The 21,192-nt window shown below is 71.5% G+C and carries 18 protein-coding genes, 1 pseudogene and 1 riboswitch; all 19 genes and pseudogenes read right to left on the reverse strand.

Annotation, left to right across the window (positions count from 1 at the left end):
• Positions 1-86: 86 nt before the first annotated feature.
• The 19 genes and pseudogenes from ACGFIO_RS29275 to ACGFIO_RS29365 all read right to left on the reverse strand — a co-directional run bounded on the left by ACGFIO_RS29275 (position 87) and on the right by ACGFIO_RS29365 (position 20,762).
• Positions 87-1,586, reverse strand: coding sequence for a hypothetical protein (locus ACGFIO_RS29275; RefSeq protein WP_392831073.1), 1,500 nt, complete (start codon positions 1,584-1,586; stop codon positions 87-89).
• A gap of 44 nt (positions 1,587-1,630) precedes the next feature.
• The gene (locus tag ACGFIO_RS29280) at positions 1,631-2,449 is read right to left on the reverse strand and encodes a DivIVA domain-containing protein (protein WP_392830559.1); all 819 of its coding nucleotides are present in this window, start codon (positions 2,447-2,449) and stop codon (positions 1,631-1,633) included.
• A gap of 43 nt (positions 2,450-2,492) precedes the next feature.
• Complete coding sequence (locus tag ACGFIO_RS29285) at positions 2,493-2,801, reverse strand: YggT family protein (RefSeq protein WP_392830561.1); 309 nt, start codon at positions 2,799-2,801, stop codon at positions 2,493-2,495.
• Between the two features lie 23 nt (positions 2,802-2,824).
• On the reverse strand, positions 2,825-3,541 hold the full coding sequence (locus tag ACGFIO_RS29290) for a cell division protein SepF (RefSeq protein ID WP_392830562.1): 717 nt from the start codon (positions 3,539-3,541) through the stop codon (positions 2,825-2,827).
• A gap of 199 nt (positions 3,542-3,740) precedes the next feature.
• Entirely contained in the window at positions 3,741-4,451 is a 711-nt protein-coding gene (locus tag ACGFIO_RS29295; RefSeq protein WP_392830564.1) for a YggS family pyridoxal phosphate-dependent enzyme, read from the reverse strand.
• Positions 4,452-4,505: 54 nt separating this feature from the next.
• Positions 4,506-5,636, reverse strand: coding sequence for a cell division protein FtsZ (gene ftsZ, locus ACGFIO_RS29300; protein ID WP_392830567.1), 1,131 nt, complete (start codon positions 5,634-5,636; stop codon positions 4,506-4,508).
• A 304-nt stretch (positions 5,637-5,940) separates the two neighbouring features.
• Positions 5,941-6,708 (reverse strand): cell division protein FtsQ/DivIB, encoded by a 768-nt coding sequence (locus ACGFIO_RS29305; RefSeq protein WP_392831043.1) that lies wholly within the window; start codon positions 6,706-6,708, stop codon positions 5,941-5,943.
• 7 nt (positions 6,709-6,715) lie between these two features.
• On the reverse strand, positions 6,716-8,209 hold the full coding sequence (gene murC, locus ACGFIO_RS29310; protein ID WP_392830569.1) for a UDP-N-acetylmuramate--L-alanine ligase: 1,494 nt from the start codon (positions 8,207-8,209) through the stop codon (positions 6,716-6,718).
• Positions 8,206-8,439: a hypothetical protein gene (locus ACGFIO_RS29315; RefSeq protein ID WP_392830571.1), complete on the reverse strand. Its 234-nt coding sequence runs from the start codon at positions 8,437-8,439 to the stop codon at positions 8,206-8,208. Before ACGFIO_RS29315 ends, murC begins: the two co-directional genes overlap by 4 nt.
• Complete coding sequence (gene murG, locus ACGFIO_RS29320; protein ID WP_392830574.1) at positions 8,436-9,545, reverse strand: undecaprenyldiphospho-muramoylpentapeptide beta-N-acetylglucosaminyltransferase; 1,110 nt, start codon at positions 9,543-9,545, stop codon at positions 8,436-8,438. The genes ACGFIO_RS29315 and murG overlap by 4 nt, the downstream gene beginning before the upstream one ends.
• Positions 9,545-10,918 (reverse strand): FtsW/RodA/SpoVE family cell cycle protein, encoded by a 1,374-nt coding sequence (locus ACGFIO_RS29325; protein ID WP_392830576.1) that lies wholly within the window; start codon positions 10,916-10,918, stop codon positions 9,545-9,547. The genes murG and ACGFIO_RS29325 overlap by 1 nt, the downstream gene beginning before the upstream one ends.
• 64 nt (positions 10,919-10,982) lie before the next feature.
• Positions 10,983-12,086, reverse strand: a complete 1,104-nt coding sequence (gene mraY / locus ACGFIO_RS29330) for a phospho-N-acetylmuramoyl-pentapeptide-transferase (protein ID WP_392830579.1) — start codon at positions 12,084-12,086, stop codon at positions 10,983-10,985.
• Positions 12,083-13,435, reverse strand: coding sequence for a UDP-N-acetylmuramoyl-tripeptide--D-alanyl-D-alanine ligase (gene murF / locus ACGFIO_RS29335; RefSeq protein WP_392830581.1), 1,353 nt, complete (start codon positions 13,433-13,435; stop codon positions 12,083-12,085). The genes mraY and murF overlap by 4 nt, the downstream gene beginning before the upstream one ends.
• Positions 13,432-14,934, reverse strand: a complete 1,503-nt coding sequence (locus tag ACGFIO_RS29340; protein ID WP_392830583.1) for a UDP-N-acetylmuramoyl-L-alanyl-D-glutamate--2,6-diaminopimelate ligase — start codon at positions 14,932-14,934, stop codon at positions 13,432-13,434. The genes murF and ACGFIO_RS29340 overlap by 4 nt, the downstream gene beginning before the upstream one ends.
• Positions 14,935-14,955: 21 nt before the next feature.
• Entirely contained in the window at positions 14,956-17,196 is a 2,241-nt protein-coding gene (locus tag ACGFIO_RS29345; RefSeq protein WP_392830585.1) for a penicillin-binding transpeptidase domain-containing protein, read from the reverse strand.
• 134 nt (positions 17,197-17,330) lie between these two features.
• Positions 17,331-17,879 (reverse strand): annotated as a pseudogene (locus ACGFIO_RS29350) (hypothetical protein); the annotation flags it as partial.
• Positions 17,876-18,943, reverse strand: a complete 1,068-nt coding sequence (gene rsmH, locus ACGFIO_RS29355; protein ID WP_392831045.1) for a 16S rRNA (cytosine(1402)-N(4))-methyltransferase RsmH — start codon at positions 18,941-18,943, stop codon at positions 17,876-17,878. The gene rsmH and the pseudogene ACGFIO_RS29350, both read right to left, overlap by 4 nt.
• A 191-nt stretch (positions 18,944-19,134) precedes the next feature.
• Complete coding sequence (gene mraZ, locus ACGFIO_RS29360; protein ID WP_392830588.1) at positions 19,135-19,566, reverse strand: division/cell wall cluster transcriptional repressor MraZ; 432 nt, start codon at positions 19,564-19,566, stop codon at positions 19,135-19,137.
• A gap of 392 nt (positions 19,567-19,958) precedes the next feature.
• A complete protein-coding gene (locus tag ACGFIO_RS29365; protein WP_392830590.1) occupies positions 19,959-20,762 on the reverse strand; it encodes a C40 family peptidase in 804 nt (267 codons plus the stop codon).
• A gap of 6 nt (positions 20,763-20,768) precedes the next feature.
• A riboswitch (cyclic di-AMP (ydaO/yuaA leader) is annotated at positions 20,769-20,950 on the reverse strand.
• Positions 20,951-21,192: the final 242 nt, after the last annotated feature.

Here is a 21,192-nt window from a genome sequence, read left to right on the forward strand (position 1 = left end):
GCCCATCACTGGGTGGGCGTCACCATAGCCCGGCGGGAATGGCGTCAGTCGCGGTTGTCCACAGGGGCGCGGATTGTGGAAAGCGGTCAGCGCTGGGCGGAATGGGCGACCAGGCGGTCGACCGGGCGGCACAGCCCACACGGGTTGAACCCGAGTTCGACCGCCTCGCTCACCGGGAGGGCCTCGGTCAGGCGGCCGACCAGGTGCGGGCAGTCGGCCATGTGATAGCGCGGGCGGCCGTCGACGACCAGGACCTCGGCGTCCATCCGGGCCACCTGGACGGCGTCGCCGGGGCGGACCGCCTGGGGCAGGGGCTCGTCCTCGGGGTCGTCATCGTCGGCCTCGGCGAACTCCTCCTCGGCCGGAGCGGTCGAGGAGCCGGGGGTTGCCGACCCGGCAGAGGAGGCAGGACCGGGAGGGGAGGCAGGACCGGCAAAGGAGGCGGAAGCGGCGGGATCGGCGGGATCGGCGGGATCGGCGGAGGAGTCGGAGGCAGCGAAATCGGCGGAGGAGGCCGAGGCGGCGGGAGGTGTGGAGGAAGCAGGGTCGGCGGCGGCTCTGGTGGGGGCCGGGTCGGGGTCGTCGAGCAGGAGGGGGAGGTCGTCGTCGAGGGGCTCGGCCTTGCGGGTGCCAGGGTCGGTCAGCGTGGGGTCGGTGCGCCAGGCCTCGGAGGCGGTGGCGCGGGCCGCGTCGATGGTTGAGGAGGCGTGGTTGTAGTCGGCCGGCTGCGGGGTGCGGCGGGTGGGGTCGGGGTCGAGGAGGTCGTCGTCCTCGTCGTCCAAGATCGGGTCAGACGCGGAGAAATCGGAATCCACGTCACGTTCAGCGCGGGTCGAGGACGCCGAGTAGCCACCCAGCGGGGCGCCGGCACGGGACTGCTCGGCGTGAGAAGCGCTGAACTGCTCGGCATCAGACGCACGGGACTGCTCGCTGCCGGACGCGCGGGACTGCTGGGCACCAGACGTGCGGGACTGCTCAGGACGGGACGGCTCGGCCTGTGGCGGGGGTGGGAAGTCCTCGTGGAGGCGGCCCTCGGTCGAGCCGGGCGGCGGAGGAAGCAGGTCCTCACGGCCGGGCGGCATGTAGTCGGCGACGGGGCCGGGCGGCGGCGGGAAGTCCTCGTGGAGGCGCGCCGCGGCCGGCTTCGGCGGGGGCGGGAAGTCCTCGTGGAGGCCGGCGGCCGGCGGCGGGGGCGGCGGGAAGTCGTCGAAGGCGGCCTCGGCAGCCGAGCGACGGGCCGCACGGGCGCCCTGCGTGGTGTGGGTGCCGGCGGGACCGGGGCCGGCGTCGGGGGCCGGGCGGGAGCCGGCGGCGGCATTGGACGGGCCGGGGCCGGTCGAGGTGCGCGCACCGGCGGTGGCGAATTCCTCGGCGGGTGCGGCCTCAGCGGCGGAGGGGCCTGCGGCGGACGGGCCGGCGGCGGCACGGCGGCGGGTGGCCGCTCGGCGGGCGCCGATGACCAGCGCGACCGCGGCCAGCAGGCTTGTCACGATCGAGCCGATCAGCAGCAGGCTCGAGCCGTCGGCCAGGCCCAGGACGAGCAGCGTCACCGCGACGAGGATGAGCAGCAGGGTAACAACGATCATGGCTCATCCTCGTCGAGGTGCAGCCGACCGACTGACAGGAGCTGTCAGCGGCCGGATTCGATGGAGTTGGCGCGGCTGCCGCCGTACGAACCGGCGAGGCCGGCGGCGGCGAGGCCACCGGAACCGCCGACCGAACGACCGGCGTCGGCGCGGGCGATCTCGGCCTCCAGGCCCTGCCCACGGCCGTCGAGGTCGCGCAGCTGGCTCTCCAGGTACGCCTTCAAGCGGGTGCGGTACTCCCGCTCGAACTGCTTCAGCTCCTCGATGTGCTTCTGCAGCGCGGACCGCTTGGCGTCGAGGCCGCCCATGGCCTCCTGGTGACGCTGGCGCGCGTCCCGCTCGAGGGCGTCGGCCTTGGCGCGGGCCTCGCGGGTGACCTCCTCGGCCTTGGACCGCGCGTCGGACAGCAGCTTGTCGGCCTCGCGCCGGGCGTCGGACACGTGGTCGTCGGCCGTGCGCTGGGCCATCATCAGGACCCGGAGGGCCTGCTGCTCGCCGTCGCCGCCGGCTGAGGTGGCTCCGGCGCCGACCGGACCCTGTGCGCGCACCTGGTCGAGCTCGGCCTGCATCTGCCGGGCGGCCTGCTCGGCGGCCGCCTTGTCCCGCTGGATGCGGTCCAGTTGGGCCTTCATGTCGTTGAGCTCGGCGGCCATGCGGGGGTCGGCACCCGGGACGGCTGGCGCGCCACCCCGGCCACCGCGCTCCACCTGGGCGCGCAGCTCGTTGTTTTCCTCGATCAGACGGGCGAGTTCGCGCTCGACCTCGTCCAGGAAGGCGTCGACCTCCTCCTCGTCATACCCCCGCTTGCCGATCGGAGGCTTCTTGAAGGCGACGTTGTGCACGTCGGCCGGGGTCAGCGGCATCGAAACTCCTCGGGTCAGTCGCGGCCGCGTGGGGCGGACCTCATCAGACGCTGAAGGTCGCGATGAGGCTCGCTAACACGAAGTTCAAAAGCACGAACAGGATAACCAGCAGGACCAGGGACGCCAGGTCCACGCTCACGTTACCAATTCGCAGCGGTGGGATCACACGCCTCAACGCCTTGAGGGGCGGATCAGTGACGCTCCACACCGACTCCAATACCGCCGACGCGCCCCGCCCGGGCTGCCAACGGCGCCCGTACTGCAGCACCGCGCCCAGGACGAAGCGCGCCAGCAGAGTCAGAAAGAAGACGTAAACCAGTAGATATAGAACCTGGAACAAAATCGACAGCACCTGGGCGGTTTCCCTCGTTCGGGTCAGCTCTGGGTGAAGAACCCACCCTCAGCGATCTTGGCCTTGTCTTCGGCGGTGACCTGGACATTCGCCGGGGAGAGCAGGAAAACCCGGTTGGTCACGCGCTCGATCGTACCGCGCAGGCCGAAGGCCAGTCCGGCGGCGAAGTCAACCAGCCGGCGAGCGTCGCCCTCGTCCATCTCGGTGAGGTTGATGATCACGGGTACGCCGTCCCGGAAGTGCTCACCGATCGTCCGCGCCTCACGGTACGTGGTCGGGTGCAGAGTGGTGATCTGGTAGCGCTGGTCCTCCTCGGCCGCCCGCTGGTGCACCTGCACCTGGGGCGCGAGGGCCAGATCGCCCCGGGTGGGGTAGTTGTCGGAGTTCGAGGAGCCCGAGTTGTGGTTGTGCGAACGCGTGATCGGACGCACGGTGGCCCGCTCCTCACGCTGGGCGGCGGCCCGCTCCTCTTCCTCCTCGAGCTCGGCGACAGCGCGCTGGAGCCGACCGGGGCCGCGGTCGCGGTCACGCTCGCGGCCGGACGGACGGGTCCGCTGCACCGGCGCCGGCTCCTCGACCTCTTCGTCCTCGTCGGCGAACTCGTCCGCGTAGCGGTAGCCCGAGTCGCGGTCGCGCTCCCGGTAGCCGCTGGTCTCGCGATAGCCACGGTCGTCGTACGCGCGATCGTCGTCCTCCTCGACGAGACCGAGCCACACACCGGCCTTACGCAGAGCACTCACGCTGTCACCTCGTTCCGCTCGGCGCCGAACCGACCGTCCATTGCCCCCACCTCGTTTCCATCGCGGCCCGCAACCCCCATGCCGGGGCCGCATCCCCCCTTGCACGCGCCTTACGCACACGTGCGCTGCGCTGTCCGGGCGCATCCCCCGAGGGAGAGCGCGTAAACAACACCTATGTAGTTTGCTGCCCGCCGCAAGGCTACCGCAGGCTGTTTCGCATCCCGAGTAAAGAAGTGCCGATCCGCACGTGTGTCGCTCCGTGCCGAATGGCCTCCTCCAGGTCCCCGCTCATGCCGGCCGAGACGACCGTCGCGTCGGGGTGGCCGGCCACCAGTCGACCGGAGAACGACCGCAACAATTCAAAGGCCGGTCCGGGGGGTACGCCCAGAGGCGCGACCGCCATCAGTCCGCGCAGCCGGAGCGACGCGGACTCAGCGACGGCGTCGACGACCTCCCAGAGCTCGTCCCCGTGGGCGCCCCCACGCCCGGGCGACGAGTCGAGACTGGCCTGGACCAGCACGTCGAGTGGTGCGTCGCGCAGCTCGGCGGCGGCGCGATCCAGGGCGGCGGCCAGCCGGACCGAGTCCACCGACTCCACGACGTCCGCGTAGCCGACGACCGAGCGAGCCTTGTTGCGCTGCAACTGCCCGACGAAGTGCCAGCGCGGCGACGCGCCTTCCGCCCGTACCGAAGCGGCTTTGGGTCCTGCTTCTTGATCTTTGTTCTCGCCCACATCAGTAATGCCGAGTGAGTGGAGAAGAACAACATCGCTGGCCGGGTACGTCTTGGTAATGGCCACCAGCGTGACCTCGTCGACGGACCGGCCGGCGGCGGAACAGGCGCGCGCGATCCGCTCCCGCACCTCGTCGAGGTTCGAGGCCAATTCGGCGCGCCTGTCGATGTCAACCACCGATGCCCGGTCCTCCGGACGGCATGGAGAATCAGGACCCTTCGGGCTCGAGCATCAGGACCCGTTCTTCAGAAAATCCGGCACGTCCACGTCGTCGAAGAGGACCCGGCGCGGCGGCGGCGTGGTGGCGGCCGGCGGCGCCGAGGGCACCGGGACCGGCGAGGCCGGCGCGGCGGCGGGCGGCGTCGACGGCTGCTGCACCACCTTGCGCGCGGGCTCGGCCGGCTTGTACGAGGGCGCGCCCCCGTCGAAGCCCGCCGCGATCACGGTGACCCGCACCTCGTCGCCGAGCGCGTCGTCGATGACCGCACCGAAGATGATGTTGGCGTCGGGGTGGGCCGCGTCGGTGACCAGCTGCGCCGCGTCGTTGATCTCGAACAGGCCGAGGTCGGAACCGCCGGCGATGGAGAGCAGCACGCCGCGGGCGCCGTCCATGCTCTGCTCCAGCAGCGGGCTGGAGATCGCCTTTTCGGCCGCCTCGACCGCACGGTTGTCGCCGCGAGCCGAGCCGATGCCCATGAGCGCGCTGCCGGCCCCGGACATGACGCTCTTGACGTCGGCGAAGTCCAGGTTGATCAGGCCCGGCGTGGTGATCAGGTCGGTGATGCCCTGCACGCCGGAGAGCAGCACCTGGTCGGCCTGCCGGAACGCGTCCATCATGCTGATGCCGCGGTCGCCCAGGGCCAGCAGCCGGTCGTTCGGGATGACGATCAGCGTGTCGCACTGGTTGCGCAGCTCGTCGATGCCGGCCTCGGCCTGCACCTGGCGGCGCTTGCCCTCGAACGAGAACGGCCGGGTGACCACGCCGATGGTCAGCGCGCCGAGCTTGCGGGCGATGTTGGCCACGACGGGCGCGCCGCCGGTGCCCGTGCCGCCGCCCTCGCCGCAGGTCACGAAGACCATGTCGGCCCCCTTGAGGACCTCCTCGATCTCGTCACGGTGGTCCTCGGCGGCGTTCTTGCCGACCTCGGGCTGGGCGCCGGCGCCGAGGCCCCGGGTCAGCTCGCGGCCGACGTCGAGCTTGACGTCGGCGTCGCTCATCAACAGCGCCTGCGCATCGGTGTTGATCGCGATGAACTCGACGCCCTTGAGCCCGACCTCGATCATGCGGTTCACGGCGTTGACGCCGCCGCCCCCGATGCCGACGACCTTGATAACGGCAAGGTAGTTGTGTGGAGGAGTCATCGGGCTCAGCCTTCCCTTCCAGGGTTAGTGGCAGAAGAAGGCCCCTGCGGACCGGTTCTCCAACCGGGCCGCACTTCGACTGCCGCTGCCGTACAAGGGAGGGCGAGGAAACCCTCACCCTCTACTAGAGGCTTAGTCTTATGTCAACCATCGAACCTCTGGTCGCTACGTAAGCAGCCGTCACTCCGCAAACCAAGGACCCGCGCGGCGTGTCGTTGACCGCTTACGTGGCGGAATTCCGACGAAGCCGTAACCTCCGCCGTAAAGCTCCGTTTGTGCGCGAGTGTCCGGTTGATCCTACGGACTAACGGATCGTCACGACCGTCGGGGCGCTGACGTCGATCGTCTGCCCCTTCCGTTTCAGCAAAGCCGTCGAGACCTGGGCCTTCGTCTCGCTGGCGGAGTCGTCACCCCAGATCACCCGTCGGTCCTTACGCAGGGTGAGCTCGATACGGGCCGGCGCCGGCACCGAGATCTGCAGCAGCTGACCGCGAAGGTCGTCGGTCAGCGCGTCCAGCACGGTCAGCATCGCCCGGGTGTTGACGTCCGACGGACCGGGCTGGGGCAGGGCGGCCAGCGGAATGCCGGACGGCTTCCGCGCGACCGTCCGGAACGGCACGCCCTGCCCGTCGATCAGCCGGAACTCCTTGCCGGCCCGGATCGCGGCCACCGGCGTCCGCTCGACCACCTCGACCACGACCGAGGTCGGCCAGCTGCGCGACACGGTGGCGTGGTCGACCGCGGCCAGGCTCTGCACCCGGGCGCGCACCGCGTCCAGGTCGACCCGGGCCAGGGGCTCGCGCATCGGCACCGCCGCCGCGGTCTCGACCTCGGTGGCGGTCAGCGACTCGGTGCCGACCACCCGCACCTCGCGAACGCCGAGCACCGGGGTCGCGTACACCATCCAGAGCAGACCGCCGATGACCAGCACCATGCCGAAGCCGACAGCCCAGGGCAGGGCCGCCTGGAGCCGGCGCTGACGGGCGCGGGCCATGAACCGGCGCACCGACGACGGCACCGCGTCGGTGTCGGCCCGGACCAGCCGCCAGTTCCGCCCGCCCCCGCCGGCCATCATGACGTCAGCCCCGGTCCGCGGCCGCGGCGGAGCCGCCCGGAGAAACTGCGGCCGAGCCGTCCGGGCCACCCGGGAGATCCGGCGCGGCGGCCAGCGCGGCCAGCAGCTCGTCGCCCATCAGCGAGATCGGCGGCGCGCCCATGGTCACCACCACGTCGCCCGGGCGGCTGCGCTCGACCACCTCGGCCGGCACCTGCTCCCAGCCCGGCACGAAGACCTTGTGCTCGGCGGGCAGATCGATCGCCGCGGTCAGCGCGACGCCGCCCTCGCCCGGCTGCCGGGTCTCGCCCGGGCCGAACACCTCCATGCAGATCACCTCGTCGGCCAGCGCCAGCCCCTCGGCCAGCTCGGCCTGCAGGTCGCGGGTGCGATAGACGCGGTACGGCTGGAACACCACCAGCAGTCGCCCGTCCCCGGCCACCTCACGCAGCGTCCGCAGCGCCGCCTTGACCGAGGTCGGGTGGTACGCGTACTCGTCGTAGACCCGGACACCGGCCGCGATGCCCTTGCGCTCGAACCGGCGACGGACCCCCGGGAACGACCGCAGCGCCTCGGCGATCGAGGTCAGCGGGATGCCCAGCTTGAGGGCGGTCAGCACGGCGGCGGCGCTGTTCAGGCCCATGTGCGTGCCGGGCAGGGCCAGCTTGAGCTCGCCCAGCGGCTGCCCGTCCAGCGACGCCTGGTAGCGCACGCCGCCGGTGGCCGAGGAGACGTCCCAGATCCGCAGGTCGGCGCTCTCGCTCACCCCGTACGTGTAAACGGTCCGGCCCTCAGCGCGCAGCGCCGCGATCAGCTCCTGCGTGCCGTCGTCGTCGGCACAGGTCACCACGAAGCCGTCGGCGTCGGTGAGCCGGGCGAAGTCGAGGAACCCGGCCTTCAGGCCGTCGAGGTCACCCCAGTTGTTGAGGTGGTCGCCCTCGATGTTGGTGATGATCGCGACGTGCGGGCGGTAGATCAGGAAGGACTTGTCGCTCTCGTCGGCCTCGGCCACGAAGTGCGGACCGGTGCCGTGGTGCCCGTTGGAGCCGGCCTCGGAGATCTCGCCGCCGATGACGAACGACGGGTCCTGACCGGCGTGCTGCAGGATCACCGTCATGATCGACGTCGTGGTGGTCTTGCCGTGGGTGCCGGCCACCGCGATCGTCTGCCGGTTGGTCATCGCCGCCGCGAGCGCCTCGGACCGGTGCAGCACGCGCAGCCCGCGCCGGCGCGCCTCGGCCAGCTCGACGTGGTCGTGCGGGATCGCGGTCGAGTAGACGACCGTGTCGACCCCGTCCAGGTTGGACTCGACGTGGGCCATGTGCACGGTGCCGCCGAGCGCCCGCAGCGCGGCCAGGGCCGGCCACTCGCGCAGCTCGCTGCCGGAGACGGGTACGCCCCGGGTCAGCAGCAGCCGGGCCAGCCCGCACATGCCGACCCCGCCGATGCCGATCAGGTGCACGCTGCCCAGATCCTCGGCGGTCAACTCGCCGGCCGGCGTCAGTTCCGCCGTGTTCACGCTGCCACTCCCCTGCTCGTCATCGATCCACCGCCGCTGCGCACACGGAAACCGCTCGTCATCGATCCACCGCCGCTGCGCACACGGAAACCGCCCGTCATCGACCCGCCGCCGCTGCGCACACGGAAACCGCCCGTCATCGACCCGCCGCCGCCGCGCACACAGAAGCCGCCCGTCATCGACCCGCCGCCGCGCACACGGAAACCGCCCGTCATCGATTTGGTCGTCATCGGTTCGCCACTGCCTCGCACACGAAGTCGACCAGCGCGTCGTCGCCGTCGCGCCGGCCGTAGCCCGCCGCGGCCCGGCTCATCGCGGTGAGTCGCTGCGGGTCGCGCATCAGCGGGATCACCGTACGCTCGACCCACTCCGGGGTGAGGTCGCCGTCCTCGACCATCAAGCCGCCGCCCGCCTCGACCACCGGCAGCGCGTTGCGTTTCTGCTCGCCGTTGCCCCAGGGCAGCGGCACGTAGATGGCCGGCGCGCCGACCGCCGTGGCCTCGGCGACGGTCATCGCGCCGCCGCGGCAGACGATCAGGTCGGCCACCGCGTACCCGAGCTGCATGTCGGAGAGGTAGGGCACCACCACGTAGGGCGCCGGCAGGCCCGGCGGCACCTCGAACGGGTCGCGCCGGCCACCCTGGACGTGCAGCACCTGGACGCCGGCGTGGGTCAGCGCCTTGGCCGCGCCGGACACCGCGTCGTTGATCGACCCGGCCCCCTGCGACGCGCCGAACACGAACAGCACCGGCAGATCGGGGCGGAGTCCGAAGTGGGCCAGCGCCTGCGGGCGCATCGCGGCCCGGTCCAGGCGCGAGATCGAGGTGCGGATGGGTACGCCCACCACGCGAGCATCCCGCAACGCCTCGGACTGCTGGGGCTGGTGCGGGAAACCGACTGCCACATTCTTGGTGAACTTCATGCCCAGCTTGTTGGCCACACCGGCCGGGACGTTCACCTCGTGGATCACCATCGGCAGCTCGCGCCGCCAGCCGGCCAGGTAGGCCGGGACCGACACGTAACCACCGAAGCCGACGATCACATCCGCCTGGACCTCGTCGATGATCCGGCCGGCGGCGTGCGCCGACTTCCACATCCGGTCCGGGGTGCGGATCAGGTTCAGGTTCAGCGACCGCGGCAACTGGTGCACGGGGATGATGCGCAGGTCGTACCCGGCGGCCGGGACGATCTCCTTCTCCATGCCCTTCTCCCCGCCCAGCGCGGTGATCCGCACCTGGGGGAAGGCCCGGCGCAGCGCGTCGGCGAAGGCGAGCAGCGGGTAGATGTGACCACCGGTGCCTCCTCCGGCGACCACCACCGACCGCAGCGAAGCCATCACCGTCTCCTGTCTCCCCCCGCCTTGGCGGGAACCCGACCGGCCGGCGGGCGCGGCTGCCGCGGCGGGGGGAGCGGCGGCAGCGGGGCCCAGACTAGCCGTACCCATCGGGCGGGCGGACGGGCGTTCAGAGCTCGCGCGGCGTCCGGCTCGGAGCGGGCGAAGGAGGCGAGCATGCCGATCGCCGCGAGGGTGACGACCAGGGCGCTGCCGCCTGCGGAGATGAACGGCAGCGGCAGGCCGGTGATCGGCAGCAGACCGACCACGCCGCCGATGTTGATCACGGCCTGGGCGACCAGCCAGGTGGTGATCCCGGTGGCGGCCAGCCGGCGGAACGGGTCGTCGACCCGGCGGGCGATCCGGAAGCCGGTGTACGCGAGCACGGACAGCAACGCCAGCACCACGAAGCAGCCGACCACGCCCAGCTCCTCGGCGACCACGCCGAAGATGAAGTCGTTGTCCGCCTGCGGCAGCCAGTCCCACTTGAGCGCGCTCTTGCCCAGCCCGACGCCGAACCAGCCGCCCTCGTAGATCGCCGAGCGGGCCTGCATCAGCTGGTAGCAGGCACCTTGGACGCAGTCCGGCGGCGGGTCGAGCCAGGCCGTGAGCCGCTCCAGCCGGTAGTTGTCCTCGCCGACGGCGCCGGATCCGGCCCCCCGGGACGCGGCGGCGACCAGCAGGCCGACGCCGGAGAGGCCGAGCACGCCGAGCGCGGCGAAGACGCGCAGGCGTACCCCGGCCGCCCAGAGCAGGCCGACGATCAGCGCCAGCATCACCAGCATGGTGCCCAGGTCGTTGTAGCCGACCAGGACGAACAGCAGGCCGACGAGCGGGAACAGCGGCATCGCGAGCTCGCGCCAGTGGCCGAGGGCGGCGCCCTTGCGCGCGATGACGTCCGCGCCCCACAGCACCACGCCCAGTTTGGCCAGCTCGGACGGCTGGATCGCGATCGGGCCGACGTAGAGCCAGAGCAGGTTGGCCGAGAACGGGCCGAGCTTGGCCGTGCCGATCACCTTGGCCGACTTCAGCGCCACCAGCAGGTCGAGCAGGGCGAGCAGCGCGATGGCCAGCACCAGCACGTACCGGCCGAGGACGCGCAGGGTACGCGCGGGCAGCCGCTGGCAGACCCAGAAGCCGAGCAGGCCCAGGGCGGCGAAGATGGCCTGGCTGCGGATCGCGCTGAACGCGTTGCCGTGTTCGCCGTACGACTTCACGCTGGTCGCCGAGAAGACCATGGTCAGGCCGATCAGGAGCAGCAGGCCGCTGCTCGCGATCAGCAGGTAGTACGACGACAGTGGCCGGGCCAGCAACCCGTGGATCGCGGGCAGGTACTGCCGGCTGAGCGACTGCCTAGGCTTCTGGTCCTCCCCCATGAGAAACATCATCGCTTTCGCCGGGGTCGGTACGGCTCAGCCTCGTTGGCGTGTCGCGTCTCGATTAGCCCATGACCGCCAGGAAGTCGGAGTAGAACAGCCCCAGGCCGATGGCGACGCAGATGCCGGCCACGATCCAGAACCGGACCACGATGTTGACCTCGGACCAGCCGGCCAGCTCGAAGTGGTGCTGCAGCGGCGACATCCGGAACACACGTTTACCGGTGGTCTTGAACGAGATGATCTGGATCACCACCGACATCGTGATGATCACGAAAAGCCCGCCGATGATGATCGACAGCAGCGTGGTGCGGGTGGCCATGGCCAGGCCGCCGATCAGGCCGCCCAGGCCGAGCGCGCCGGTGTCGCCCATGAAGATCCGGGCCGGGTTGGTGTTCCACCACAGGAAGCCGACACACGCCGCCGCCGCCGCGGCCGCGATCATCGTGACCTCCAGCGGATCTCGCACCTCGTAGCAGTAGGTGGCCGCCCGCGAGTAGTCGGTGTCACCGCACCAGTGCCGGTACTGCCAGAACCCGATCAGGCTGTACGCGCCCAGCACCGCGATCGACGCGCCGGTGGCCAGGCCGTCCAGGCCGTCGGTGAGGTTCACGCCGTTCGACATCGACATGATCACGAAGACGAAGACCAGCACCGAGCCGACCTTGCCGACGTCGAGCCAGCTGATGTCCCGGATGAACGAGATGTGCTCGCTGGCCACCGTCTGCCGGTTGGTGCTGGGCACGTAGAGCGCGGCCACGGCGAAACCGACACCGACCAGCAGCTGGCCGAACAGCTTGCCCCGGGCGCTCAGACCGCCGGAGTGGCGGCGGCGGACCTTGAGGAAGTCGTCCAGGAAGCCGATCGCGCCGCAGAACACGAACAGGCCGAGCAGGACCAGTGCGGTCATGGTCGGCTTCTCCTGCGCGATCTGCCGCTCGGGCAGCGTCGTCAGCGCCAGGTGACCGGCCGCGTAGGACAGCACCGTGGCCACGATGAAGGCCACGCCGCCCATCGTGGGCGTACCCCGCTTGCCCTGGTGGGTCTGCGGGCCCAGGGTACGGATCGGCTGTCCGGCCTTGAGCGCGGTGAACACCCGGATGGCGATGGGTGTGCCGAACAGCGAGATGATGAACGCGACCGCGGCCGCGACGATGACTGCCCTCACGGGCGAACCCCCTCGGGCCGCAGTGCGTCGACCACGTCCCACGTCCGGTAACGAGAAGCCTTGACCAGGAAGACGTCGCCCGGCTCGGGCCGCAGCAACGCGATCGCCGCCGGCTGGTCGGCGGCGAACTCGGCCGTACCGGTCCAGCCCGGCACCTCGGCCGCGCCGTCGAGCACCGGCCGGGCCTCCTCGCTCACCGCGATCAGCCGGTCCACGCCCAGCTCGGCGGCCAGCCGGCCGACCTCGCGGTGCCCGGCGTCCTCCTGATCACCCAGCTCGGCCATGTATCCGAGCACGGCCACCGTGCGCCGGCCGGCACCCAGTGTGGCCAATGATCGCAAGGCGGCCACGGTCGACGACGTGTTGGCGTTGTACGTGTCGTCGATGACGGTGACGCCGTCGGGCCGGTCGAAGACGTCCATCCGCCGCTCGGACCGGATGGTGACCTCGCTCAGCGCGGCGGCGGCGTCGGCCACCGGCATCCCGGCGGCGACCGCCACGGCGGCGGCGGCGAGCGTGTTCGACACCTGGTGCCGCCCGCTGACCTTGAGGTGCACCGGGTGGCCGTCGAGGGTGAAGGAGGCGCGGTCGCGCTCGTCGACCCGGATGCCGGCGACATCCGACTCGCTGAAGAACACCACCCGCGCCTGGGTCCGCGTGGCCATCGCCGACACCAGCGGGTCGTCGGCGTTGAGCACCGCGACGCCGTCGGCCGGCAGCGCCTCGATCAGCTCACCCTTGGCCAGCGCGGTCTGCTCGATCGAGCCGAACTTGCCGATGTGCGCCGCGCCGACGTTGAGCACGGCGCCGATCTTCGGCGGGGCGATCTCGGCCAGGTGCCGGATGTGCCCGACGTTCCGGGCGCCCATCTCGAGCACCAGGAAGCGGGTGCTCGCGGTCGCCTTCAGAGCCGTGTACGGGAACCCGAGCTCGTTGTTGAGCGACCCCGGCGGCGCGATCGTCTCGCCCAGCCGGCTCAACAGCTGGCCGATGAAGTCCTTGGTCGTGGTCTTGCCGGACGACGCGGTCACGCCGACCACGGTCAGGCCGGGCAGCCGGTCGACCGAGTGCCGGGCCAGCCGGGCCAGCGCCTCGATCTGGTCGTCGACCACCACGCCGGGCTGTCCGGTGTCCCGGGCGCCGAGCACGCCCGCCGCGCCCGCCGCCACCGCGGCGCCTGCGAACGAGTGCCCGTCGACCTTCTCGCCGTCGAAGGCGACGAACAGGCCACCGGTCAACGTGCGCCGGTTGTCGAACTCGACCGGCCCGTCGACCAGCGTGTCCGGCGCGGCGTTGACCAGCCGGCCGCCGGTGATCGTGGCGATCTCGCCGAGGGTCAGCGGAATCATGCGGCACCTCCGAGCGCCTCGGTCAGCTCAACCCGGTCGTCGAACGGCAGCATCGCGCCGCCCACCTCCTGGCCACGTTCGTGTCCTTTGCCCAGGACGGCCACCACGTCGCCGGGGCCGGCCATCCGGACCGCCTCGTCGATCGCGGCCCGCCGCCCGGGCACCTCGATGATCTTCGCAGCCGAGCCGGCCTCCTCGGCGCCGGCGCGGACCGCGGCCCGGATCGCCGCCGGGTCCTCGGTACGCGGGTTGTCGTCGGTCACCACGACCACGTCGGCGCCGCGGGCCGCCGCCGCGCCCATCACCGGCCGCTTGCCGGTGTCGCGGTCACCGCCCGCCCCGATCACGCACAGCAGCCGGCCGCCGCGGGCGGTGGCCAGCTCGCGCAGGGCGGCCAGGGCGGCGACGATCGCGTCGGGCTTGTGGGCGTAGTCGACCACCCCGAGCACCTCGCCCGGCGCCTCCACCTGCTCCAGCCGGCCCGGCACCCCCTTGCAGGCGGCGACGCCGCGGGCCGCGGTGACCGGGTCGACCCCGGCGGCGGTCAGCGCGGCCAGGGCGAGCAGCGCGTTGGCCACGTTGTGCCGGCCGGGCATCGCGACGCCGGCCTCGATCTGGGCCGCCGGGCCGTGCGCGGTGAAACGCTGGCCGTACGCCGAGGGCCGGATCGCGCTGGCCCACCAGGACGCCCCGGTGTCGCCGCCGGCCGAGTAGGTGACCGTGGCCGGCTTGATCAGCCTGGTCAGCGCCGTGTCGTCGAGGTTGAGCACCTCGACCCGGCAGCGGCCGTCGAAGAGCTTGGCCTTGGCCGCGAAGTAGTCGTCGGCGTCGGCGTGGAAGTCGAGGTGGTCGAGGCCGAAGTTGGTCCAGCCGCCGACGTCGAAGCGCACGCCGCCGACCCGGCCCATGGCCAGCGCGTGGCTGGACACCTCCATGACCACGGCGGTCACACCCTGCTCGAGCGCGGCGGCCAGCAACGCGTGCAGATCGGTCGCCTCGGGCGTGGTCCGGACACTGTCGACGGTCAGGTCGCCGAGCCGGGTCTCGACGGTGCCGATCAGCCCGGTGGTCATTCCGGCGGCGCGCAGTCCCGACTCGATCAGGTACGCGGTCGAGGTCTTGCCGGCGGTGCCGGTGATGCCGATCATCGTCAGCCGCGCCGTCGGGTCGCCGTAGACGGCCGAGGCGGCCTCGCCGAGCACCGCGCGCGGGTCGTCGACGACCAGGACGGGCAACCCGGCGGCGACCGCGGCGTCGCGGCCGGCCGGGTCGGTCAGCACCGCCGCGGCACCGGCCGCGGCGGCCTGCGCGACGAACTCGGCGCCGTGCCGCCGGGCGCCCGGCAGCGCCGCGTAGAGATCACCGGGACGCACCTCGCCGGAGGCGTGGGTGGCACCGGTGATCTCGACATCACCACCGGTCAGATCGGCTCTGAGCAGGGTCGCGAGGGCGGCCAGCCGGTGCGGCGGAACACTCTGGGGGCGGGGAATGCCGGGCACGGCGTCAGACCCTACCCGGCGTCAGGGATACAGCTTCACATTGGGCGGCTTGGTCGCCGAAAAAGGCACCCGGTAGTGCAGCAACGTCGCCTTCATCATCTCGCTGAAGGCCGGTCCGGCCACGCCGCCGCCGGCGCCGGTGGGCACGTCGGCGAAGACCGCGATCACGAACCGGGGGTTGTCGACCGGCGCCATGCCGATGAACGACCCCGCGTTGTACTTCGTGTACTGACCGTCGATGAGCCGTTTGCCGGTGCCGGTCTTGCCGGCCACCAGCCACCCGTCGACCCGGGCCAGCGAGCCGGTGCCGCCCTTGGCGTAGACCGGCGACTCCAGCAGCACGCGCAGTTGCTGGGCCACCTCCGGGCGCAGCACCTGGCGTGTGGCCGCGGCCGGTGCGGAGACCGCCGGGCCCTCGAACGGAATGGTCGCCTTGATCAGGTGCGGCTGGATGTACGTGCCGTTGTTGGCGATGGCGACGTAGGCGGCCGCCATCTGCAGCACGGTGGCGTCGACGCTGTGCCCGACCGGGATCGACCCGGCGGCCGAGCCGCTCCACTCGTCCGGCGCCAGCAGCCGTCCCTCGGCCTCGCCGGGCATGCCCTCGCCGGTGGCCTTGCCCAGGCCGAACCGCTGCTGGTATTCGTACAGCTTCTGCGGGCCGAGCTTGCGGGCGACCAGGATGGTGCCGACGTTCGACGAGTAGGCGAGCAGGCCCGACATCGTCATCTTGGTGCCCTTGGGCTGCGGGTGTGTGTCGGCGAAGGGCTTGCCGCCGATGGTCAGGCTGGGTCCGATGACCTGGACCGAGTCGGGCGTGATCAGCCCCTCCTGCAGGGCCGCCCCGAAGACCAGCGCCTTGTGCGTCGAGCCGGGGTCGGCGATCACGCTGCTGACCACGTCCTCCCGGTCGGTCGCCTTGGCGTCGAAGGGCTTGGCCGCGTTGTACGCCGGATAGCTGGCCTGGGCCATCACCTCGCCGGTGTGCGCGTCGATGACCACCGCGCCGGCGATCTTGGCGTTCACGTCGCGCATCTTGGCGGCGAGGATCCGCTGCACCTCGAACTGCAGGTCGCGGTCGATGGTCAGCTGCAGCGACGTGCCCGGGGAGGCGCGCGTCACCTTGTGGTAGCCGCCCGGGATCTCCTTGTCCAGGTCGCCACGGCCGGCCTCGTACACCTTCTTGCCGTCGACACCGCGCAGCAGCTGGTCGTAGCGCGCCTCCAGCCCCTCCAGGCCGGTGTGGTCCTCGCCGGTGAAGCCGATCAGGTTGGCCGCCAGGTCGGCGCCGGGCAGGTCCCGCCGTTCGTCGCGGTCCTCGCCGATGCCGGCCAGGTTCATCGCCCGGATCTGGTCGGCCACCCCGACGTCGACGCCCCGGGCCAGGTAGACGAAGCGGACCGCGCCGCCGCCGGGCCGCTTCTTGGCCATCAGCTTGGTCAGCTTGGACGGCGCGACGCCGAGCAGCGGCGACAACCGGGCCGCCACCGTCACCGGGTCCTTCACCAGCTCGGGGTCGGCGTAGACGTAGCGGGCCTCGACGCTGTGCGCCAGCACCTCGCCGTTGCGGTCCAGGATGCTGCCCCGCGCCGCCGGGAGCAGCACCTCGGTGAGGCGGTCGCGGCGCTGCTTGTTGAGTTGCTCCAGGCTTTCCGGCGACTCGACCGACTGCAGCACGACCAGGCGTACACCGATGGTCGCGAACAGGGCGAGGGCCAGCACGGTGCCCAGCCGCAGCCGCCGGGTGCTGTTGGCCAGCCGGGGCGGTTCGGCCGGCACGACCGGGAGCGGACGCCGATTGGCCGGGCGGCGCGGTGGCGGAGGCGGCGCGGCCTTGGCCGGCCGTCCGCCCGCGGTCCGCCGGGGTGCGGGTGGGACGGCGACCTTGCGCTCCCGGGCGGCACGACCGGTGGCTTCGGTACGCGTACGCCCGGCGCCCGCCGTGGCCCGCTTCCGGGGCGCCGCCTTGGCCGGTGTCTCGTCCCGGGTCTCCTGGGGTGGGGCCGCCCGGCGCTCGCGCGGCTTGCCCCCCTCGAGCAGTTGCAGCGCCGGCCGGAAGGGGTCGGTGTTGCGACCGGCCCGCGGCGACCGGGTCCGCTGGTCGCGTTCGGCCACCGTCCGTCCGCGCGGGGTGTAGGCCCGGGCCTCGCCGATGCCGCCGAAGCCGCGCCGGCCCTCCTCGTCGCCGGCCGGTACGTCACGCGACGCACCGCGCCGGGGCTGCTGACCCCGGCGCGGTGGCTCGTCGTTTCTCGGCGGCATGGCGGTTACCGCCCGGTGCCCGGCGCGCCGGCCGCGGTGTCACCCGCGGCGTTGCCACCGGCCGGGCCGCCCGGGCTGGTCCCCCCGGCCGGATCGCCGGCGTTGGTCCCACCGGCCGGCTTGTCCGCCTCGTCCTGCGCGGTCACCGCCGGCTTGCCCTGACCCGGCACGGCGACGCCGATGATCTGCCCGTCGGGCAGCCGGATGTAGGCCGGCTCGCCCTTGACCAGACCGGCCCGCTTGGCCGCCGCGTCCAGGTTGCCCGCGCTCTCGTAGGCGGCCAGCTGGTTCTCCAGCTGCTGCTGCCGTTTGTCCAGGTTCGACTGCTCGTCCTCGAGCCGGCTCAGCTCGAACGAGTTCTCCATGGTCTTGGTGTTGATCAGCAGGATGCCCAGCACCCCGGCGACCACCACGACGATGACCAGCGCGATGAACGGCGCCCGCGGCGCCCGGATGGCCGCCGGCGGCGCGACCCGCAGCCGCGGCGCCGGGCTGTCGGCTTTGACCCGCGACCGTTCGGCCGGCGCCTGGTCCAGCCGCAGCGCGGCCGTGCCCTCGGTGCGGACCGGCTGAGCCGTCCGGGTCACCTTGGCCGGGTGCCGGCGCGCGCCGGGCGTACTCGTCGTGCTGGTCTGGTCCGCGGTCCGGCCCCCCGACCGCGAAGCGTACGTGCGCTCGCTCATGACCCCTCCCCCTCCGTGCGTTCCCCCGGGCGTCGCCGCCCTCTTCCCCCGTGTGGTGCGGGCATCCGGAGCCGTTCGCGGCCGGTCACCGGTGCCTGGTTCTGTTCGACGCGCTCGACCGCCCGCAGCTTCACCGAAGCCGCTCGCGGGTTCGCCGCCACTTCCTCCGCGCTCGGCGGCTCCGACCCCTTCGTCAGAAGCCGCACGGTCGGACCGGTACCGGGCAGCTCGACCGGCAGATCGATCGGCCCGGTGCTGCGCGCCCTCGCGGCGATGGCGCGCTTGACGATCCTGTCTTCCAACGATTGGTAGCTCATCACCACAAGGCGCCCATAAGGGGCCAGCGAGTCGAGAGCCGTGGGCACCGCGGACTCGACCGCGGCCAGTTCGCCATTTACCTCAATGCGTAGTGCCTGAAACGTTCTTTTCGCGGGATTTCCACCCGTTCGTCGCGCGGCGGCCGGGATCGCGTCCTTGATCAGGTCCGCGAGCCGGGTCGTGGACGTGATCCGTCCCCGCTCCCGCTCCCGGACGACGGCCGAGACGATCCGCGAGGCGAACTTCTCCTCGCCGTACGTTCGCAGCACCCGGACCAGATCGCCCGGCTGGTAGCCGTTCACGACCTCCTCGGCCGTGATCCCCCGCGACTGGTCCATCCGCATGTCCAGGGGCGCGTCCTGCGCGTAGGCGAACCCCCGGTCGGGCTCGTCCAGTTGCAGCGACGACACACCCAGATCGAACAGGCCACTCTGGATCGCCCCATGACCCAGATCGGCCAGCACCGCCGGCAGCTCGTCGTAGACGGCGTGCACCAGGTGCGTACGGTCCGCGAACCGCACCAATCGCCGCCGGCTGTGTTCCAGCGCCTCCGGGTCCCGGTCGAGTCCGATCAGGACCACGTCCGGGTAGCGCTCGAGCACCGCCTCGGCGTGACCGCCGAGGCCCAGCGTGAAGTCGACGTGCACGGCGTCCGGCCGGGCCAGCGCGGGAGCGAGCAGCTCGAGACAGCGCTCGAGCAGCACCGGCACATGCGTGCCACGTTGCTCCCCCACGTCGACCCCCAGTCGCCAGGCTTCCTGCGTCACCCGGTCCGACCGACGTCGAATCCGTACCGCCAGATCCCCATCCGCTCGTGCCCGCTGCCGGCGGGCGTCGCGCCTGGCACCGGGGAAGAGGCGCCAGGAACTCAAGCGGCTGGAGATCTCGCGTTACGGGCGGCAGCGACGTCTTCTCGAGGCCCGTCCGTGTCACGCCGTCACAGTCCTCCGGGCAGCACCCCCTCCTCGATGTCGGCGAAGTCGTCCTCGCTCGCCGAGAGGTACTGCTCCCAGGACTGCTTGTCCCAGATCTCCACCCGCGTGCTCGCCCCGATGACCACCAGTTCACGGTCGAGTGCGGCGTACTCCCGCAGGTGCGCCGGGATGGTGACCCGGCCCTGCTTGTCGGGAACCTCGTCGTGCGCGCTGGCGAAGAACACCCGGCTGTAGGCCCGGGCGGCCTTGTGCGTCACCGGCTGCTCGCGAAGCTGCCCAGCGATGCGCTGAAACTCCGGCATCGGGAACACGTACAGGCAACGTTCCTGCCCCTTGGTGATCACGACACCTCCCGCCAGCTCGTCCCGGAACTTCGCCGGAAGAATCAGCCGGCCCTTCTCGTCCAGGCGTGGGGTGTGCGTGCCGAGAAACATCGGCCAACCCCCCAACGCCCTGCCGGCGGTTCGCGGTCCGCCGAGTCGAATCGGGCCGGCAGGTCCCCCCTGCCACTGCGCTCCACTCTACTCCACTTCCCTCCACCCGCAACCGGAATCGTGCCGTCCATGAGGCCCATTCGCAGACGAAAGCGCTGGTAGACGCGGTGGAGTGCCAGTGGAGGGCGGAGCGGCGATCATGGCGTCCGCTTTCCGACATGACGCCCAGGCGGGCATGAAAAGCTGCCCGATTCGCAGGTTTGAGCGCGGCGGAAGACGATCGGGGAGGAAAAGGGAGGACAGACGAACGCCGGCGGGGTGCGACCCAGGAACCCCGGGTCGCACCCCGCCGGTGCGAAAGTGGTTACGCCTTACTTACTAGGGCCACTGGATCAGACCAGGCGGCGCACCACGTAGTTGCCACCGAACATCTTGCGCTTGGAGACCCGGGCACCGGAGTGCGGCGAGTCCCAGATCCGCCCGTTACCCGCGTAGACCGCCGCGTGGTAGCCGTAGGAGCCGGAGCGATAGATGATCAGGTCACCGACCTGCTTGCTGCCCTTGCGGATCGCACGGCCGTACTTCTGCTGCGAGTTGGCCTTGTGCGGCAGCTTGCGCCCGGTGGTCTTGCGGTAGATGTACATCGTGAAGCCGGAGCAGTCGAAGCGCTTCGGACCGGCCGCACCGTAGAGGTACAGCGCGCCCCTGTGCCTCGCGGCCTCAGCCAGAACCTTCGCACCACTGTTGGTGACCTTGACGAGCGAGGTTCCGCTGGTGCCCGCGCCGACTCCCGAGCTGCCCAGGAAGACAGTGCGGTACCTGCCGAGACCCGTGGGCTTGAAGGAGAAGGCGTAGGCGCCGGACTTGCCGAGGGACTTGGTCGTCCAGGTCCTCCACTTGCCGCCGGAGTATGCCTGGAGGCGTACCCGGCCGGTGGTGACCTTCTTACCGGTGGCCGAGTTGGTCACCTTGGCGGTGATCTTGACGGCCGAGCCCCACTTCACCGATTTCGCGCTGGCCGACTGGGCTACCTTCGCCTTCGGCCGCGCCGCCTGAGCGGCGGTGACCACCGAGGTGGTCGCGGCGACGGCCGGCTGCGCGGCCACGAGCTGACCGGCGCAGAGGCAGAGACCCAGGGACAGGGCGATGCCGCCGGTGCCGAACTTGCGGCGCCGACTCGAGGTGTTTCCGTGCACGGTAGAGAGATCCCTCCGGCACGCCTGCGAGGTTAGCTGTCGGGTTCGGGCGGGAAGGTGTGCCCGGCCGCTCGCGCGGCTTCACCCCAAGGTCCTCAGGTCACCGCCGGTAATGGCGGAGCCGTGAGAGGACCGGAAATGGGTCCCCCGTCCCTGCCCCTCGTTGCCTTGTGTGGTGGTCATCGTTCTCGGGTCGTGGGACCGGTCGGGGCAGGGCTCGGCGTTGACCCGCATCTCCACGAGCCGTGAGCGGTTGCTCGCGGCCAGACCTTGATAACCGAATTTCCGTACGGTTGCAGACGGTGACCAGTCACTCAGCGTGATTGGCATTCCGCCCGTTGTCCGGTTTGGGCACCCCTCAAAACAAATGCCGATGCGGTACGCGATGCCACGGCTACAGAACGTCGAAGGTAACGGGTGAGTCTCGCCA

The organism is Actinoplanes sp. NPDC049265 (assembly GCF_043197135.1).
In the GTDB taxonomy this organism is placed as follows: Bacteria; Actinomycetota; Actinomycetes; order Mycobacteriales; family Micromonosporaceae; genus Actinoplanes.